Source organism: Rhizobium sp. BK379 (assembly GCF_014193955.1).
Taxonomy (GTDB): domain Bacteria; phylum Pseudomonadota; class Alphaproteobacteria; order Rhizobiales; family Rhizobiaceae; genus Rhizobium.
The window spans coordinates 761,568-779,263 of sequence record NZ_JACIAD010000002.1 but is presented as its reverse complement, the minus strand read 5'-3'; the positions used below and the strand labels follow the sequence as shown (position 1 = coordinate 779,263).

21 protein-coding genes are annotated in these 17,696 nt (G+C 60.6%); 7 read left to right on the top strand and 14 right to left on the bottom strand.

Annotation, left to right across the window (positions count from 1 at the left end; all coding sequences use genetic code 11):
• Positions 1–22 precede the first annotated feature (22 nt).
• The 5 genes from aroA to FHT93_RS14825 form a co-directional block, all read right to left on the bottom strand.
• Entirely contained in the window at positions 23–1,294 is a 1,272-nt protein-coding gene (gene aroA / locus FHT93_RS14845; RefSeq protein WP_183848134.1) for a 3-phosphoshikimate 1-carboxyvinyltransferase, read from the bottom strand.
• An 83-nt stretch (positions 1,295–1,377) separates the two neighbouring features.
• Positions 1,378–1,929 carry a LemA family protein gene (locus tag FHT93_RS14840; RefSeq protein WP_112972466.1) on the bottom strand — a complete coding sequence of 184 codons (552 nt, stop codon included), beginning with the start codon at positions 1,927–1,929 and terminating at the stop codon, positions 1,378–1,380.
• Positions 1,930–2,032: 103 nt separating this feature from the next.
• Positions 2,033–2,992, bottom strand: coding sequence for a glycine--tRNA ligase subunit alpha (locus FHT93_RS14835; RefSeq protein WP_112972467.1), 960 nt, complete (start codon positions 2,990–2,992; stop codon positions 2,033–2,035).
• Between the two features lie 135 nt (positions 2,993–3,127).
• The gene (locus tag FHT93_RS14830) at positions 3,128–3,319 is read right to left on the bottom strand and encodes a hypothetical protein (protein WP_112541381.1); all 192 of its coding nucleotides are present in this window, start codon (positions 3,317–3,319) and stop codon (positions 3,128–3,130) included.
• An 18-nt stretch (positions 3,320–3,337) separates the two neighbouring features.
• On the bottom strand, positions 3,338–4,198 hold the full coding sequence (locus FHT93_RS14825; protein ID WP_183848132.1) for a S49 family peptidase: 861 nt from the start codon (positions 4,196–4,198) through the stop codon (positions 3,338–3,340).
• Positions 4,199–4,392: 194 nt separating this feature from the next.
• Here FHT93_RS14825 and FHT93_RS14820 point away from each other — a divergent pair, with 194 nt between their 5' ends.
• A complete protein-coding gene (locus tag FHT93_RS14820) occupies positions 4,393–5,736 on the top strand; it encodes an Nramp family divalent metal transporter (RefSeq protein ID WP_183848130.1) in 1,344 nt (447 codons plus the stop codon).
• Between the two features lie 80 nt (positions 5,737–5,816).
• Here the strand turns inward: FHT93_RS14820 and FHT93_RS14815 are convergent, their stop codons facing one another.
• Together FHT93_RS14815 and FHT93_RS14810 are read right to left on the bottom strand one after the other, a co-directional pair.
• Positions 5,817–6,593: a methyltransferase gene (locus tag FHT93_RS14815; protein ID WP_183848128.1), complete on the bottom strand. Its 777-nt coding sequence runs from the start codon at positions 6,591–6,593 to the stop codon at positions 5,817–5,819.
• A gap of 3 nt (positions 6,594–6,596) precedes the next feature.
• Positions 6,597–6,824, bottom strand: coding sequence for a DUF2007 domain-containing protein (locus tag FHT93_RS14810; protein WP_113014691.1), 228 nt, complete (start codon positions 6,822–6,824; stop codon positions 6,597–6,599).
• A 109-nt stretch (positions 6,825–6,933) separates the two neighbouring features.
• Between FHT93_RS14810 and FHT93_RS14805 the strand changes: the two genes are divergently transcribed.
• From FHT93_RS14805 to moaB, 4 genes are all read left to right on the top strand, one after another.
• Entirely contained in the window at positions 6,934–7,950 is a 1,017-nt protein-coding gene (locus FHT93_RS14805; protein WP_007814299.1) for a polyprenyl synthetase family protein, read from the top strand.
• A gap of 200 nt (positions 7,951–8,150) precedes the next feature.
• Positions 8,151–9,983, top strand: coding sequence for a tetratricopeptide repeat protein (locus FHT93_RS14800; protein WP_113014692.1), 1,833 nt, complete (start codon positions 8,151–8,153; stop codon positions 9,981–9,983).
• Between the two features lie 6 nt (positions 9,984–9,989).
• Complete coding sequence (locus tag FHT93_RS14795; protein ID WP_183848126.1) at positions 9,990–10,883, top strand: 4-(cytidine 5'-diphospho)-2-C-methyl-D-erythritol kinase; 894 nt, start codon at positions 9,990–9,992, stop codon at positions 10,881–10,883.
• Complete coding sequence (moaB, locus tag FHT93_RS14790) at positions 10,883–11,434, top strand: molybdenum cofactor biosynthesis protein B (RefSeq protein ID WP_112972474.1); 552 nt, start codon at positions 10,883–10,885, stop codon at positions 11,432–11,434. Before FHT93_RS14795 ends, moaB begins: the two co-directional genes overlap by 1 nt.
• A 23-nt stretch (positions 11,435–11,457) precedes the next feature.
• Here moaB and FHT93_RS14785 read toward each other — a convergent pair whose 3' ends face one another.
• Both FHT93_RS14785 and FHT93_RS14780 read right to left on the bottom strand, forming a co-directional pair.
• Positions 11,458–11,772, bottom strand: a complete 315-nt coding sequence (locus tag FHT93_RS14785) for a hypothetical protein (RefSeq protein ID WP_113014694.1) — start codon at positions 11,770–11,772, stop codon at positions 11,458–11,460.
• A 182-nt stretch (positions 11,773–11,954) separates the two neighbouring features.
• Positions 11,955–12,473 (bottom strand): glycosyl transferase, encoded by a 519-nt coding sequence (locus FHT93_RS14780; RefSeq protein WP_112972513.1) that lies wholly within the window; start codon positions 12,471–12,473, stop codon positions 11,955–11,957.
• Between the two features lie 139 nt (positions 12,474–12,612).
• Between FHT93_RS14780 and FHT93_RS14775 the strand changes: the two genes are divergently transcribed.
• Together FHT93_RS14775 and FHT93_RS14770 are read left to right on the top strand one after the other, a co-directional pair.
• Positions 12,613–13,770, top strand: coding sequence for a PA0069 family radical SAM protein (locus tag FHT93_RS14775; RefSeq protein WP_113115803.1), 1,158 nt, complete (start codon positions 12,613–12,615; stop codon positions 13,768–13,770).
• 281 nt (positions 13,771–14,051) lie between these two features.
• Positions 14,052–14,744 carry a ribonuclease HII gene (locus FHT93_RS14770; protein WP_112541391.1) on the top strand — a complete coding sequence of 231 codons (693 nt, stop codon included), beginning with the start codon at positions 14,052–14,054 and terminating at the stop codon, positions 14,742–14,744.
• 143 nt (positions 14,745–14,887) lie between these two features.
• Here FHT93_RS14770 and FHT93_RS14765 read toward each other — a convergent pair whose 3' ends face one another.
• The 5 genes from FHT93_RS14765 to FHT93_RS14745 form a co-directional block, all read right to left on the bottom strand.
• A complete protein-coding gene (locus tag FHT93_RS14765) occupies positions 14,888–15,379 on the bottom strand; it encodes a F0F1 ATP synthase subunit B (protein ID WP_112541392.1) in 492 nt (163 codons plus the stop codon).
• A 3-nt stretch (positions 15,380–15,382) separates the two neighbouring features.
• Entirely contained in the window at positions 15,383–16,003 is a 621-nt protein-coding gene (locus tag FHT93_RS14760) for a F0F1 ATP synthase subunit B (protein ID WP_113014697.1), read from the bottom strand.
• Between the two features lie 78 nt (positions 16,004–16,081).
• Positions 16,082–16,309: a F0F1 ATP synthase subunit C gene (locus FHT93_RS14755; RefSeq protein ID WP_003588243.1), complete on the bottom strand. Its 228-nt coding sequence runs from the start codon at positions 16,307–16,309 to the stop codon at positions 16,082–16,084.
• 67 nt (positions 16,310–16,376) lie between these two features.
• Positions 16,377–17,129, bottom strand: a complete 753-nt coding sequence (locus FHT93_RS14750; protein ID WP_112541394.1) for a F0F1 ATP synthase subunit A — start codon at positions 17,127–17,129, stop codon at positions 16,377–16,379.
• Between the two features lie 60 nt (positions 17,130–17,189).
• The gene (locus FHT93_RS14745) at positions 17,190–17,528 is read right to left on the bottom strand and encodes an AtpZ/AtpI family protein (protein ID WP_112541395.1); all 339 of its coding nucleotides are present in this window, start codon (positions 17,526–17,528) and stop codon (positions 17,190–17,192) included.
• Positions 17,529–17,696: the final 168 nt, after the last annotated feature.

Sequence of the window (17,696 nt, the reverse complement as noted above, 5' to 3'; positions counted from 1 at the left end):
TTGCGGTCAGCCCTCGCTCAGCTCAGGCCTCGTCCTTGTAGGCAACCCCCAGCCCCGCAAGCGTACGCCAGTAAGCCGGAAAGGTCTTGCCGACACAATCAGGGTCCAGAATGGTAATGTCGTCGATCTTCAAACCGGCAAGCGCAAAGCTCATGGCGATGCGATGGTCGGCAAAGGTGTCGATATCGGCCGGTAGCGTCTGGCCCGCGAGCGCAGGGTCGGAATGGACGATCAGATCATCGCCTTCCTCGACCGCCAAACCTTCGCGAATATTGTTCAGCCCCGTGGACAGGGCGCGGATACGGTCGCATTCCTTGACGCGCAGGTTGGCAATGCCGACGAAACGGACCGGTGTCTCGTTGAAGGCGGCAAGAACCGCGATCGTCGGGATGGCGTCCTGCATCTGCGAGCCGTCTATTTCGGCCGGCAGATGCGGGAACTTGGCGATCGTCTCATAGGCCTTGGCATCTGGCTGGGTGAAGGCATCGTTCGCTACACCAAGATCGATCGTACCGCCGCTCAGCACTTCAGCGGCCCAGAGATATGTTGCCGCTGAGGCATCCGGCTCGATGACGAAATCGGTTGCGGTGTAGCCGGTCGGCTCGACGCGCCAGGTCGCGGCATCGAGTTGTTCGACCTTGGCACCGAAGGCCTCCATGGCTGCAAGCGTCAAATCCACGTAGCCGCGGGCACCGATATCGGTACCAGCAAGCGCAATAGTAACGGGCGCGTTGGCGCCTTGCTTGGCGAGCGGCGCGGCCATCAGAAGCGCAGAGACATATTGGCTGGAAAGACCGGCATCGATCTCGACGCGACCGGAGGCAAAATGCCCGTTGCCGCGCACGGTCACCGGCGGGCAGCCTGTCGGCGCCTCGGCATCGATGCCCAGCGACCTCAGCGCCGCGACGAGCGGGCCGATCGGCCGCTTGCGCATATGCTCATCGCCGTCAACCACGACCGTGCCGTCGACGGAGGCAACAGCGGCCGCCAGGAAGCGGGTGGCCGTGCCTGCGTTGCCGAGGAAAAGCGGGGCTTTCGGCTGATGGAGCGCGCCGCTGCCGGTAACGACAAAGGTCGTGTCGTCGGGCTCCTCGATCTGCACGCCCATGGCCCGCAGCGCTTCGGCCATATATTTCGTGTCGTCGCTCTTCAGCGCGCCGGTCAGCCGGCTCGTGCCCTTGGCAAGACCTGCCAAAAGCAGGGCGCGGTTAGTGATCGACTTCGAGCCCGGAACCACGGCACGACCGGTGAGCGGCTTGCCCGGCGGGATGATGGTGAGCTTGGCTTTACTCATTGCGCTTGTCTCTTCTGTCCCTTGCAGCGGCCGCGAGCGGCCTTGTCGGACTGCTCATAGCAGTTTTTGGGCAAAGACAAAGGTCAGAACTTGACTGACGGTACGGCGCGATCGGCCTCGTTGGTGATTTCGAAATATTCGCGCTTGGAGAATCCGAACTGGCCGGCAACGAGGTTCGAGGGGAAGCTTTCGACCTTGACGTTCAGATCGCGGGCAGCGCCGTTATAATAGCGGCGTGCCATCTGGATTTCGCTTTCCATCGTTTCCAGCGAGGCCTGGAGTTCGGAGAAATTCTGGTTGGCCTTGAGATCGGGATAGGCTTCGGCCAGCGCCATCACCCGGCCAAGCGCCTGCCCGAGCAGACCTTCCGCCTGCGCCCTGCCGGCAACATCGCCAGCAGGAACGGCCTGAGCCTTATTGCGAAGCTCGACGACCTCTTCAAGCGTGCTCTTTTCGTGGGCCGCATATCCCTTGACGGTCTCGATCAGGTTCGGGATCAGGTCGGCACGGCGCTTCAGCTGCACATCGATTCCGGACCAAGCCTCCTCGGCCATCTGCCGGGAACGGACGAGACCGTTATAGATGAAGATGACGTAGAGCGCGATCAGAACGATGACGCCAAGAGCGATATACATCGCGAATCCCCCCGAAAGCCAAGTCTTGCGGGAGACTACGCAGGTTTCACAGACATCGTCAAACAGTCAGAGGGGCGCGATCTTGGCTCTCGCCGCAGCAAGCTCAAGCCGCGGCGTTCACCAGCTCGAAACCACCCGCATCCGTCAGCAGGAACGCTTCGCCGCAGGCCTTGGCCAGCGTGCGCACGCGAAGGATGTAACTCTGGCGCTCGGTGACGGAGATCACGCCGCGGGCGTCGAGCAGGTTGAAGACGTGGCTTGCCTTGATGCACTGGTCATAGGCCGGGAAGACGCATTTATGCAGGCGCTGGTTGGCATTGTCGCCAGGCGCGCCGGCAGCGAGAAGCGCCTGGCATTCTTTTTCGGCATCGATGAAGTGGCGATGCAGCATCTCGGTATTGGCGAATTCGAAATTGTGGCGGGAATATTCCTGCTCGGCCTGCAGGAAGACATCGCCGTAGCTGATCTTCTCGTCGCCCTCGCGGCCGTTGAAGTTCAGGTCGTAGACGTTATCGACGCCCTGAACATACATGGCGAGGCGCTCGAGACCATAGGTCAGTTCGCCTGCGACCGGCGAGCATTCGATGCCGCAGATCTGCTGGAAATAGGTGAACTGCGAGACTTCCATGCCGTCGCACCAACATTCCCAGCCGAGGCCCCAGGCGCCGAGTGTCGGGCTTTCCCAATCGTCTTCGACGAAGCGGATGTCGTGCAGCAGCGGGTCGAGGCCGATCGCCGCGAGCGAGCCGAGGTAAAGCTCCTGCAGGTTCGGCGGGTTCGGCTTCAGGATGACCTGATACTGGTAGTAGTGCTGCAAACGGTTGGGGTTTTCGCCGTAGCGGCCGTCGGACGGACGGCGGGAGGGCTGTACGTATGCGGCTTTCCACGGCTTGGGGCCGAGCGCGCGCAGCGTCGTGGCCGGGTGAAAGGTGCCGGCGCCGACTTCCATGTCATAGGGCTGAAGAACCGCACAACCCTTGTCCGCCCAGTAATTATGCAGGGTGAGGATCAGCGCCTGGAAAGAGCGCTTCGGGTTCATATGGTCTGGAATCGTCGCGGGCATGGAAGGATACCGATTGCTTGGAATATGAGCGCGACAGGTGCCACGCAGCGCCGCAGGGGTCAAGGCTTTTGCGCCGTGTCCGGATAAAGCCGACAAACAGCCGGCCGGTCAGCGACAATCATGACCCAATTCGGCCTATTCCTCTTCCCGTTTCAGGCGATACTCGCCCGTGGCGGGATCCTTCACCAGCGTGCCGACCGCTCCCGTCTGGCGCTCCTTCTCGGCGCGGCGGGATTTTTCAGCAAGCCTCTGTGCATCGGAAACAAAGCGGCGGTAAAGCCACCAGCCCGCGCAGACGAGGATCAATAACGTAACTAGCTGTGCCATGTCCCCTCGTTTCTCCCGTTAGAGCCCGTAGCGGCTCCACAATGCCCTTTCTTCCGCCGCTTCGACAAGCCCCGATGCGAGACCGGAAGCCGCCCCTTCAAGCGAGACCGGCGAGATGCCGGGAACACGGCGACCGAGCAGGCCACGGGTGGCCGTTACGAGCTGAAGCTTCGTTTTCTGGCCATAGCGTTTTTTCAGTTCCTGGCGCATGTCGCCGAGGCCATCGATGAGGCCGAGTTCCAGGCCGCGCGTGCCGCTCCAGAAGAGGCCGGAGAAAACTGTCGCATCGTCCGTCAGCTTGCCGGCGCGGCGCTCGCGCACCATCGAGATGAAGACCTGATGGATCTCGAGCTGCAGGCTCTTCAGATATTCGATGTCCTTTTCCTTCTCGGGCTGGAAGGGATCGAGGATCACCTTGTTTTCGCCTGCCGTATAGACACGACGTTCGACGCCGATCTTCTTCAGGAGCTCCGGAAAGCCGAAGCCGCCGGAGACGACGCCGATCGAGCCGACGATGGAGGTCGGGTCGGCGATGATTTCATCGCCCGCCAGCGCGATCATGTAGCCGCCGGAGGCCGCCACATCTTCCACGAAGACCAGCACCTTCTTCTGCTTTTCGCGCGCCAGCTCACGGATGCGTGCGAAGATAAGGCGAGACTGGACAGGCGAACCGCCCGGCGAATTGATCGAGATGGCAACAGCCGGCGTGTCCTTCGCGGAGAAGGCCTTCTCCAGAACCGGCGCGACATTGGCGAGATTGAGGGTCGGGCGGAACTGACCGCCGCCGCTGATGATCGCGCCCTGCAGCTTGACGACGGGTATGACGATCCCATCCTTGCGAAACCGCTTCGGCATCAGCTTTCTCAAAAATCCAGCCATTTCTCTTCCTTCGATACGATCGGCGACGCCAGCATGCATATGCACATTACAAGGGCATTGCATGTATGCGCTGCAGTGACAAACGCAATGGCTGCGCTCTCAAAACATTGCCTCCGTATTTTCTTGTTGCGAATGACTTGCATTATCATTCTAATCAGGCATAGTGCCGGCATGGATAATTGGGTAAAAGTGGCATGGACATCATAAATCCGAACGCAAAGGGCGGCTGGCGAGCCGAGCGCGGGGAAGCCTCGCTCTCCGACGTTTACCGCACTGTTGGCACGGGACGGCACAGCTCCACATGGCGGCGCGCGGCCGCTTTCCTCGGCCCTGGCTACATGGTTGCCGTCGGCTACATGGACCCTGGCAACTGGGCGACCTCGCTCGCCGGCGGATCGAAGTTCGGTTATGCGCTGCTGACCGTCGCACTGCTTTCGAACATCATGGCGATCGTGCTGCAATCGCTTTGCGCGCGTCTTGCCATCGGCTCCGGCCGAGATCTGGCGCAGGCCTGTCGCGACGCCTATCCAAGCTATGTCGCCGTACCGCTCTGGGCCTTTGCAGAAATCGCCATCATCGCCACCGATATTGCCGAAGTGATCGGCACGGCGATCGGCCTCAATCTGCTTTTCGGAATTCCGCTCGAAATCGGCGTGGTGATCACCGCGCTCGACGTCTTCGTCATCCTTCTCCTGCAAAGGCTCGGCTTCCGGTGGATCGAGGCCTTCATCATCACGCTTCTCGGCGTCATCGCAATCTGCTTTGCGGTGCAGATCTTCCTTGCCGATCCGCAATGGGGCGCCGTCATCAGGGGCTTCCTGCCGACAACGGAGGTCGTCACCAATCCGGAAATGCTCTATCTGGCGCTCGGCATTCTGGGTGCTACCGTGATGCCGCATAACCTCTACCTTCACTCCGGCATCGTGCAGACGCGCTCCTACGGCCATACAGTGCCGGAAAAGAAGGAAGCGCTGACCTTTGCGACCCTCGACTCCACCGTGGCTCTCTGCTTCGCGCTCCTGATCAACGCCTCGATCCTGATCCTTGCCGCAGCCGCCTTCAATGCCAATGGCAAGACGGATGTGGTGGAACTCGGTGAAGCGCATTCGCTGCTGTCGCCGCTGCTCGGTCTTGCGATTGCGCCGACGCTCTTCGGCATCGCGCTGCTCTGCTGCGGCCTGAATTCCACGGTCACCGCCACGCTTGCCGGGCAGATCGTCATGGAAGGCTTCCTGAAAATCCGGCTGAAGCCATGGGTGCGCCGCCTGATCACCCGCGCCATCGCCATCGTTCCCGCCGCTTTCGTGACGATCTGGTACGGCGATCAGGGCACTGCAGAACTTCTGATCCTGACGCAGGTGGTGCTCAGCCTGCAGCTTTCCTTCGCCGTCTTCCCGCTCGTCATGTTCACGGCCAGCAAGGCGAAGATGGGGGAATTGGTGGCACCGAAGTGGCTGAGCGCCGTCGCCTATGTGATCGCTGTCGTGATCGCCGGTCTGAACGTCAAGTTGCTCCTCGACTTCGTGACCGGTGGCTAAACTTGTTCTGTGGCAATTCCTGAACTGGTTCCTTACGCAATTGCGAACGGAAACCGCGGCACAGTCTTCCTGGAATTGCTTCAGAGCCTGCCATAGGCCGCGCGGCCATTGTTGAAATCATCGACGAGAGGGGAGAACTTGTGGCTCCCCTCTTCGTGCATGACGAGAGGCGCGCGCAGGGAAAGCCTTGCCCGTGAGCCCTTGATCGCGGTCACCAGGATGCGGACGGCGTTTTCTCCTTCACGCGGATGAACGGCAGTGATCTCGATGCCGCCGAAGCGTCTGCCGCAGGCGTCGATGATCTCGGCGATCGATTGCGGCCTTGCGATCAGCGACAGTTGTCCGCCCGGTGTCATGATGGCCCCGGCCGTTCGGATCCAGCTTTCGAACAGGTCGTCCGTCATGGCATGGGCTTCGGCCTTCAGCGCATCCGGCGTCCTGCGGTCGCCGGCATCGTTGAACGGCGGGTTCATAATAACGTGATCGAAGCTTTCGTCGATGAGACCTGCGTCGTTTCGCGCCCTGGCCGTCAGCGTGACATCGGCCTCGACGACCGAGACGCGGCCCGCCATATGGGCGTTGCCAGGCAGTTCGATGCTGCGGCGGGCGTAGTCAGCCATCTCCGCCGATCGCTCGAAGAGTACGACCTCGGCCTTTGCAAGGCGCGAGGCGACGGCAAGGCCGGCTGCACCCGCTCCGGCACCGAGATCGGCCACCTTGATCGCGCGATCATCGGCAATAAGAGCAGCGAGCAGCATGGCGTCCATGCCGGCACGATGGCCCCTGCCCTTCGGCTGAACAATATGAAAAAGGCCGCGATGAAAGGCGTCTACCGTGTCAGTCATCGCCTGCGTCATCTCTCACTTCCGCTCGCGCAATTCGCCGCCGAGACCCGCATCGATGAGGATGCGCCGGGCCTGATCGGCCATCGTCTCGTCAACCAGGAGGCGGCGCGGCAGCATGCCGAGCGATCCCTCGAGCACGCTCATGCCCTGATCGGCAATGAAGCACGCAATTCCCGCATCCTTCATGAGGCTCTCGGCAAAAGAGAGCAGAACGGGATCGTTCGCGCGGATAAGCTCATGCATTTGCCGTTATTTTCCCTTCCGAATTTGCTGACAGCGACAATTCACCCCTTGCCGCCTCCATCGCCCCTTTCTATTGTCAAAGGCAACGAATGAACAGGAGTCCGGGTCGTTGGGCGTGGTCATACCGCTTGAAGAAAACAAAAACAAACTGGCTTCCATCAAGCCGCTGGTGGACCTCACCAAGGCTGACATGGAGCGGGTGAACCAGCTTATCCTTTCCAAGGCTGGCTCCGATGTCCAGATGATTCCGGAGGTGGCGAACCATCTCATCTCTTCGGGCGGCAAGCGCCTGCGGCCGATGCTGACGCTCGCTGCAGCCTCGCTTTTCGGCTACAGGGGCGAGAATCACATCAAGCTCGCCACATCAGTCGAGTTCATGCATACGGCAACGCTGCTGCATGACGACGTGGTGGACGAAAGCGACCTGCGTCGCGGCAAGTCGACCGCGCGTACGATCTGGGGCAATCAGGCAAGCGTCCTTGTCGGCGACTTCCTGCTCGGCCAGGCCTTCCGCATGATGGTCGAAGTCGGCTCGCTGGAAGCGCTGGACGTGCTTTCGTCGGCCGCCTGCGTCATCGCCGAGGGCGAAGTGCTGCAGCTTTCGGTCGCCAAGAACATGGAAACGACCGAGGATGACTACCTCTCGGTCATTCGTGCCAAGACCGCAGCCCTCTTTGCGGCTGCCGCCGAAGTCGGCCCGATCGTTGCCGAGACCAGCAAGTCCAACCGCAACGCGCTGAAATCCTACGGCATGAATCTCGGCCTCGCTTTCCAGCTGGTTGACGACGCGCTGGATTACGGCGGCAAGGCTGCCGATCTCGGCAAGAATGTCGGCGACGATTTCCGCGAAGGCAAGATCACGCTTCCGGTCATTCTTGCCTATCGCCGCGGCACGCAGGACGAGCGCGCCTTCTGGCGCGATGCGATCGAAGGCGGCAACAGCAGCGATGCCAATCTGGAAAAGGCGCTTGGCCTGATCACCAAATACGGCACGCTCAACGACACGATCCAGCGGGCCGTGCACTACGGCACGATCGCACGCGATGCGCTGGCACCGCTGCCGGACAGCCCCTGGAAATCGGCCCTGATAGAAGTCATCGATTTCTGCATCGAGCGCGTGAACTGAGGCGTGCCTCAACGAGAAGCATGACTTTGCCGCAAGGCCGCCGTCGCTTTGGCGCGGCGGGCTTTGATCAAACGTCCTTGAACGCGGGCTGAATTTCTTGCAGGGCCGCTTCAAAAAAGCCATCCTGTTGTGAATCAGTGTTTGCAACTGATTTTGCGGTCGGCACGTTGTTCCGGCCGTCCCTGAAGAAAGGTTTTCTAATGCGGCAGAGATTTGTCACCCGTCTCCTTTCGAGCGCAGCCCTCGCGGCAGTGCTTTCGCTCGGCGGGATCGGCGGCGTGAACGCCGAAGACGCGGCCAAGGCGGATGATGCCGGCAAGACCGTGACCTTTGATCCGGACAGCGTTACCACGTTCTCGGGCGCGTTTCTCGCTGCCCGCACGGCCGATGTGGACCACGACTATCCGACGGCGATCGAGCTCTACAAGAAAGCCTTGCAGATCGAGCCGGGCAACCCGGAAATCCGCCAGCGCCTGATGATCTCGCTGCTGTTGAACGGCGACATCAAGGACGGCGTGAAATATGCGAACGACCTGAAGGGTGACCCGACCGTCGAGCGTATCACCACGATCGTGCGCGGCATGGATGCGATGCGCCGTGGCGAGTTCAAATCTGCAGAATCGATCCTGAAATATGACGGGCCGAACGATCTCGACCGCATGATGAACGACCTGCTGCTGGCCTGGGCGCGCGTCGGCGCCGGCCGAGGCAAGGAAGGGCTTGCGATGGTCGAGAAGATGAAGGGCCCGGATTGGGTCCGCATCTTCCAGAACTACAATGCGGGCGCTATCGCGATCGTCAACGGCGACGTCAAATCCGCCCGCCAGCATCTCAATGATGCCGTACTGGACAAGGAAGGCGGCGCAACTGCACCCGACACTTTCATGCGCGCCATCATGGCACTCGCACGCCTCGAAGCTTCGCAGGGCAACAAGCAGAAGGCGCTCGACGCTGTGTCGGTCGGCGACAACCTGCTGCCTAACTATACGCCGCTGAACGCACTGCGCGACAGTATCGAAAAGGGCGAGAAGCAGGAACAGCAGGTCAAGAGTGCAGAAGAAGGTGCAGCCGGCGTGCTGTTTTCAGTCGGCGGCGCGCTGAACCGCGACGGTGCCGAAGATATCGTCTCGCTCTATCTGCAGACGGCCAATGCGCTCGATCCGAACAGCGCCGACACGCTGGTTCTGCTCGGCGGCATTGCCGAAAAGCAGGAACAGATGGACCGGGCCATTGCGCTTTACCAGAAGGTGCCGGCAAATTCGCCGATGCGCCGCATTTCCGAACTGCAGCTGGGCCTCGCGCTCGCGCAGGGCGGCAAAGTGGATGAAGCCCGCAAGCACCTGCAGGCGCTGATCGCTTCAGACCCGCAGGACGTCAGAAGCTATCTCGCCTATGGCAGCGTGCTTTCCGACGCCAAGGATTATCAGGCGATGGCCGATAATTACGACAAGGCTGTCGAGGTGATCGGGCCGCTGCCAGGCCGCGCAGACTGGAGCGTCTTCTTCCAGCGCGGCATCGCTTATGAGCGGCTGAAGAAGTGGGACCAGGCGGAACCTAACTTCCGCAAGGCGCTCGACCTCAATCCGAACCAGCCGCAGGTTCTAAACTATCTCGGCTATTCCTGGATCGACATGAACCGCAACCTCGACGAGGGCCTTGAGATGATCAAGAAGGCCGTCGAGCTCCGTCCTGACGACGGCTACATCATCGATTCGCTCGGCTGGGCCTATTTCCGCCTCAGCCGTTACAACGATGCCGTCGACGAATTGGAACGTGCAGCGCAGATCAAGGCTGGCGACGCGACAATCAACGACCATCTCGGCGACGCCTACTGGCGCGTGGGCCGCAAGCTGGAAGCTGTCTATCAGTGGAACCGGGCACTCGCCTCCGAACCCGAGGAAGCCCAGATCCCGAAGATCAAGGATAAGGTCGCAAACGGCTTGCCGGCGCAGGACGATGATGCCAAGGCGGCCGACAAGAAGCAGCCTGACCCTCCGCCGGCGACGCCGCCGCCGGTCGACAAGAAATCCTGAGGCAGCATGCCTGAAACGGGCATGCTGCTTTCCGGGCTCGGCGATTTCGCCGTTGCTGAAGATGCCTGCGCAAAAATCAATCTTGCCCTTCATGTGACGGGCCAGAGGGCCGACGGCTATCACCTTCTTGAAATGCTGGTGACGTTTGCGCGCCACGGCGATCGGTTGGGGTTTTCCCCAGCCGATGCCGATGACTTCACGCTTTCCGGCCAGTTCGCCGACGTGCTTGCCGATGACCCCGGCACCAATCTGGTGTTGAAGGCCCGCGACCTGCTGCGGGAAGCGGCGGGTGGTGCTCCACCTGTGCGCATTCATCTGGAGAAGAACCTGCCGATCGCTTCCGGCATCGGTGGCGGGTCTGCCGATGCAGCAGCGACACTGCGCGGGCTTATCCGCCTGTGGGACGTGCCGCTTCCGACAGAAACCATTGCTGCCCTCGCCCTAGCGCTTGGAGCCGACGTGCCGATGTGCCTGAAAAGCACGCCGCTGATTGCACGCGGCATCGGCGAACAGATAGAGACGGCCGATGCCCTGCCCTCCTTCGCTGTGGTGCTCGCCAATCCGCTGAAAGGCGTTTCCACGCCCGAGATCTTCCGGCGGCTTGTCATCAAGAATAATCCTCGCCTGGTCCTGAAAAAGTCGTCGCACTGGATGGAAGCCATACGAGCGACACGCAATGATCTTGAGCCGCCGGCGCGGGAGCTGGTTCCCGAAATTGCCGAGATTTCGGGCATGCTCGCTGCAGAAGGCGCGCTTTTCACCCGCATGTCCGGCTCTGGTGCGACCTGCTTCGGCATTTTCGAGACGCCCGTTGCCGCGCTGCGTGCCGCCGAGCGTCTTCACGCCGCGCGCCCGGACTGGTATTTCCAGGCGACGGAGACTTTCGCGGGAGGCGCGTGATGGCAGGCCTGGACGAAAAACGACCTTTTATTCCGCTCGGCATAGCGGTTCTGACTGTTTCGGATACGCGTACGCCGGCCGATGACAAATCCGGCGACACGCTGGCGGCACGAATTGCGGAAGCCGGACATCAGCTGATCGACCGCGATATCGTTCCCGACGACCGCGAGAGGATCACCGCCCGCGTGCGTGCCTGGACGGAAGCCAAGGAAATCGACGTCGTCATCACCACGGGCGGGACCGGTTTTACCGGCCGTGACGTGACGCCCGATGCGCTGGAACCGCTCTTCGAAAAGCGGATGGATGGATTTTCAGCCGTGTTCCACCGGATTTCCTACGACAAGATCGGAACCTCGACGATCCAGTCGCGCGCTACGGCAGGTGTTGCCAACGCCACCTTCATCTTCGTGCTGCCGGGCTCGCCCGGCGCCTGTAAGGATGCCTGGGACGGTATATTGAAGGCGCAGCTCGACTACCGGCAGATGCCCTGCAATTTCGTGGAGATCATGCCGCGGCTCGACGAACATCTGAAGCGCGGCGCGACGAAATAGACCGGCTGCGACAGCGATGTCCTCTATGTTGCCAGACCCGGCAGGGCGGGCATCGTTTCCCAGCTGTCGCCTGACAACAGCACGCAGCTTATGCCATGAACATCCGTGACGAGGAGCGTCCAGGTGCCGCTTTCGGCGGCATAGACCTCGAGAATGGCGTTCTGATTGATCAACCCGACTGCGGTGAGCTTTTCACCAAAGTTGCTGTCCAGAAATTTGACGATCTCGGATCGGCCTGCGCAACTGCGCATCATCTGCGATGCTGCCGGATGCGGATGCGCGATCAGCGATGTCGTCAGTATGGCGGCCAGCAGGCCGTGGACCATATTGCGTAGCATGACGCACCTCCTTTCGCCGGAAGCCCGGCAGAAGAGGAGATTTTCGTTGACCTGCTCTGCCGCTCACCGGCATCTCATGGCCATCCGTTACGAAGCGAGGCGCTTCGGCGGCGCCATGCTCCAATTATAGCGCAAAATTCGATCGCCCGCCATTTTTGCGCGATATCGCGGAAGTGCCGTAGCTACCGCGCGGCACGGGCGACCCAGGAGGGAATCAATTCGCTGGAAAGCTGACGTGGCTTCTGTGCCTTGACGAATTCGGTCAAGCGCATGCCGCTCTTTGCCGCTGAAATGGCAAGCTTCTTCGGCATGAGCAAGCCGAGTTCGAGCGGCGGCCTTGAACGACCGACGCGCTGGAAGAAGGGACGTCGATAGCCGCGCGAGGCAGTGAAGCGCGCAGGGACCTTGTTCAAGGCGACATATTCCGAAACTTCGTCGATCCAGCCCGCCTGCGGTCTTGCGCCCGGCTCGACGAAAAGCAGCCATTCGCCACGGGCCGATCGGATGATGTCCTTGATATCCCACTGCGAATGGAACCGGCAGCCGGCAGCGTCCGCCACTCGCGATGTGCCATCGCGGGAGCCGTGATCAAGCACGACCACGTCACTGACGAGGCCTTCCACGGCGCCCGCCACCAATACCGATAGGGTCTGGGCCAGCTCAGGTTCCTGATCCTGGCATTCAAGAACAACAGTCAACATTGCCTGTTTATAGAGCGCCGCACAAAATTTTGCCAGCGTGACTTTCCTTATTTTGTTCTTGCATTGTTCTCTTTTTGCCGATAGGAATATAATCATCAAAACGAGCGAAATCGAACGTTTTTCGCCGCTGGAGAATCCGATGAGACCACAGTCCCTTGCAGGGCAGACCGCATTTGCGCCTGCCAATAAGGCAGATATTGCCGACGCGATGATCGCGGCCTCGGGGCTGCGCGTCGAAGTCGACCGGCGACGCGGTCGCGGTGCGGGGCTGAACCCCACCGGCCGCTTCGAGCCGACACAGCGCGAGGCCTTCGATGATGGCTGGCAGACGCTCGAGGAACTGCCCCCCTTCAAGACGGATGTCCAGATCGAGAAGCCACGCACGGCGATTACCCGCAACGAGTCTCCCGATCTTTCCTTCGACAGGTCGATCAATCCCTATCGAGGCTGCGAGCATGGCTGCATCTACTGCTTTGCCCGGCCGACCCATGCCTATATGGGCCTGTCGGCGGGACTGGATTTCGAGAGCAAGCTCTTCGCCAAGCCGGACGCACCGAAGCTCCTGGAGCGCGAGCTTGCCAAACCCGGCTACAAGGTCCGCGTCATCGCGATCGGCACCAACACCGATCCCTACCAGCCGATCGAGAAGGAATGGCGCATCATGCGGCAGATCCTCGAAGTGTTGAACAAGGCGAACCATCCCGTTGCGATCGTCACCAAGTCAGCGATGATCCTGCGCGATCTCGATATCCTCACGGAGATGGCGGCGAAGAACATCGTGCGCGTCGGCATTTCGGTCACGACGCTCGACCGCAAGCTTGCGCGCCTCATGGAGCCCCGAGCCTCGACGCCGACGCGCAGGCTGGAGGCGATCCGCGGGCTTTCCGAGGCCGGTGTGCGTACGTCCGTGATGGCCGCGCCAATCATCCCCGCGCTCAACGATCATGAGCTGGAACGCATTCTTGATGCCGCCAAAACGGCAGGAGCGGAAGAAGCGAGTTATGTATTGCTGCGGCTGCCATTGGAAGTAAGCCCCCTGTTCCGCGACTGGCTGCTGCAGAACTATCCTGACCGCTACCGTCATGTCATGTCGCTGGTACGTTCTATGCGTGGCGGCAAGGATTATGACGCCGAGTTCGGCAAGCGCATGAAAGGCGCCGGACCCTACGCGTGGCAGATTGCCCGGCGCTTCGAGATGGCGGCGAAGCGGCTGGAGTTGACCCGTCGAAGCCTTGCCTTGCGCGACGATCTCTTCGTGCCACCGAATGGAAGCGGCGTGCAACTTTCTTTGCTGTGACTGGATATTTTCGTGCAATTCCGAAAACGCAAAACCGCGATGCACTTTTGCTGGAATTGCTTTGTTTGTTTACGCAATTCCGGACGTGAAACCGCTACGCACTTTTGCTGGAATTGTTTGTGAGCTTGCGCAAGACGTGAAGAAGACCTGCCCTGCGTCTTCTGTCCTGCGCAATTCCTGCGGATGGCCCTGACCGCACCATCTGCCGGACTGCCCCCGGCCGTCGCCGCCCTGATCCGGGGGCTTGCAGGAAATCGGGTTGGCGTGCGAGGTTCAACCGCATGAAACGTCGCACGTCACCCGATTCTCCTCTGCTCTTTGAAGAGGTCCCCCTCGTGCCGGATTTCCGGCTGGAGCTGAAGGCTCGCAAGGCCGGCCACTGGCCCGTCGCGGGCGCCGATGAGGCCGGACGCGGACCACTGGCAGGCCCTGTCGTTGCTGCGGCCGTGATCCTCGATCCCAAGCGCATTCCTGAAGGTCTCAACGATTCCAAACAGCTTTCGGCGCAGAAGCGCGAGGAGCTGTTCGTCCAAATTCTTGCAACCGCCACGGTTTCAATCGCCTCTTCCAGCTCCACCCGCATCGACGAAACCGATATCCGCAAGGCAAGTCTCGACGCCATGCGTCGCGCGATCTGCGGCCTTTCCGTACCGGCAAGTTATGTGCTGACGGATGGGCTCGATGTGCCTGTCGGGCTCGACTGCCCCGGGCAGGCTGTGGTGAAGGGCGACGCCCGATCCGTTTCGATCGCCGCCGCGTCCATCGTGGCGAAGGTGACGCGCGACCGGATGATGGCGCGCGCACATCTTGTATTTCCCGAATATGGTTTTGCCGCCCATGCGGGATATGGCACCGCGCAGCATCGCTCCGGTATCGAGAAGCATGGCCCTTGCTCGCTGCACCGGATGACCTTCCGGCCGCTGCGCAAGGATGGCGTAGAGATCGAAGCGAACGGCGAGATGCTTGGCGAGTAGCCGCGGTCGTGACTCGCATCTCAAGACCGCCCGCTCGTGTGAAACCGCCATCGCCGGCACGCGCATCAAGCCAGACAACCAACACAAATAAAAACAAAAAGCCCCGCCGAAGCGGGGCTTTTCCAATACTATCGAGCTGCAGCTCAGTTCAGGCGGGTCTTCACTTCGCCGACGGCCTGACCGAAGAGTTCGGACTGAACCTTGCCATCGGCCTGTTTACCGATAACGGCTTCGGCTGCTGCGATGGCGAGATCGACTGCGGCAGAGCGAACGGCCTTCATCGCATCGACTTCGGCCTGCTTGATCTTCTGCTCGGAAAGAGCCGTGCGGTTGGCGACGAATTCTTCCGTCTTCTTCTTGGCTTCAGCGGTCAGCATTTCGGCTTCGCGCTCGGCAGCCGCCACGATGTGGGCAGCTTCGGCTTCAGCTTCCTTGCGCTTGCGCTGATATTCGGCGAGCAGGTGCTGGGCTTCCTCGCGCAGACGCTTGGCTTCTGCCAACTCGTTGCGGATCTGATCGGCACGGTCGTCCAGCGACTTTGCCATCATGCCCGGAACCTTCAGGTAAACCATCAGGGCCAGGAAGATAACGAGGCCGACGAGGGCGAAGAAAGTTGCATCAAGAGCAAATTCCATCGATCAAGCCTCCTTCTCGGCTGCTGCGACGGCAGCGGCAACGTCAGTCTTGGCAGCGGAACCGCCGATAAGCTGTTCGACCACAGCAGACGCGGTTTCCTCGGCGATGGCGCCGACATCGGCGAAAGCCTTTGCCTTCACATCGGCAATGCGGGCCTCGGCAGCCTTCAGCTTTTCGGTCAGGCTTGCCTCAACGGCGCGGCGGTCTTCCTCGGCCTTGACCTTGGCGGCATCACGAGCGGCAGTGCCGATCGAATTCGCCTTGGCGCGGGCAGCGGCAAGTTCGCCTTCATAGGTTGCGACGGCGGCGTCGGCTTCAGCCTTCAGGCGGCCGGCCTCCTCGACATCCTGCGAAATGCGGTTGTGACGCTGCTCGATGATGGCGCCGATGCGCGGTGCGATGACCTTTTGCATGAGCAGGTAGAAAATGACAAACGTGATCACCAGCCACAGAAGCTGGGATGCATAGGTCGACGAATCGAAAGGCGGGAAAGGCCCACGCGCGTGCTCGCCTTCGGCGACGCCGGTCTCGGTATGAACCTCGCCGGCAGCCGGAGCGGCATGCGCATCCGTCGCGGTTCCCGCCGGTGCCTCTTCAGCGTAGGCCGGGGTCACAAAGTACATGCTCACCTCCAGGTGTACTGCAAATGCAAAGGATCACGGCTCGCTGTTCGCAGGCCGTGATCCATCAATCCACCGATATTAGACGGCGAAGAGCAGAAGGAGAGCAACGAGCAGCGAGAAGATGCCCAGAGCTTCCGTAACGGCGAAGCCGAATACCAGACGGCCGAACTGGCTGTCAGCTGCAGACGGATTGCGCAGAGCGCCGGAGAGGTAGCTGCCGAAGATATTGCCGAGGCCGAGAGCCGTACCGGCCATACCAAAGCAAGCCAGGCCTGCACCGATGAACTTTGCTGCTTCCGCTTCCATGTTGAACTCCTTTGAAATGGTTGTTGCGGCGAATGACTGACGCCCTTTGACGTCGATGTCGTTATCCTTAGTGCCCGCCCGGATGGATCGCGTCATTGAGGTACATGCAAGTCAGTACCGCAAAGACGTAAGCCTGAAGGAAGGCGACGAGGAACTCGAGACCGGTCAGGGCGACGGTCATGATGAGAGGAAGAACGGCTCCGCCGACACCGACTGCACCGAGGGCTCCAAGCGAGGCGACGAAGCCTGCGAACACCTTCAGCGTGATGTGACCAGCGAGCATGTTTGCGAAAAGACGAACCGACAATGAAATCGGACGGGACAGGAAGGAAATGATTTCGATCGAGACGACCAGCGGCAACAGAATGCCCGGCACGCCCGAGGGCACGAAGACATTAAAGAAGTGGAAGCCGTGCTTATAGAAGCCGTAGACGAGAACCGTGCCGATGACGAGGATCGCCAGCGCGAAAGTGACGATGATCTGGCTGGTAATCGTGAAGAAATACGGGAACATGCCGAGCAGGTTTGCCGTCAGTACGAACATAAAGAGCGAGAAGACCAGCGGGAAGAACTTCATCCCCTTGGTGCCCGCCCCTTCCTTCAGCATGCCGGCGATGAACTCATAGGACATTTCGGCAAGCGACTGCGAACGGCCGGGAATAATGGCGCGGCTCGTGGTCGAGAAGTAGAGGAAACCAGCAGCGACAGCAGCCGAAGCCACCATGAAGAGAGATGCGTTGGTGAACGAGAAATCAATCCCGCCGATCTCGATCGGCACAATCTTGAAGATCTGGAACTGATGAGTCGGATCGTTTGACACCGGTTGCTCTCTCTCTTTGATCCGCCGGAAGGCGAAAATTGCACTGGACCAGAACGGTCCTTATTTCTCAGGTGTTCTGCGATCCAGGGGTTGGGAAACCTTCCCCGCGGCGCGCAGTACATTCAGTACGCCGGCACAGAATCCAAGAAGCAGAAGAACAATCAGCCCCCAAGGCGTCGTGCCAACAAAATGGTCGAAGAGCCAGCCGAGTACAGCACCAACAACAATGGCGGAAATGAATTCACTCGAGAGCTTCATCGCCTGTGCATAACCTTTACGGCTCTGCTCGGCGCTGGCCTCCCGCGCTTCTTCCTTCCTGTCATCGACACGCTTGGAGGCGAGTTCCGCTTCCAGCTGCCGACGGCGCTGCTCAAGACTTTCTTCGCGGTCATCCGCCATCGTGCTCTCCTCCGCTCCCGTCGCCCGCAATCCCGCTACCCCGGTTTTCCGAACCACGGACGCAAAGGTTAAAGAACCTTCCGGCCCGTTCTGAAGTCGCGCGCAACATAGTTTTAGGGATTAGCATAGTCAAGGCGTAGACAGCCCGTGTCCAGCCATAAAATAACC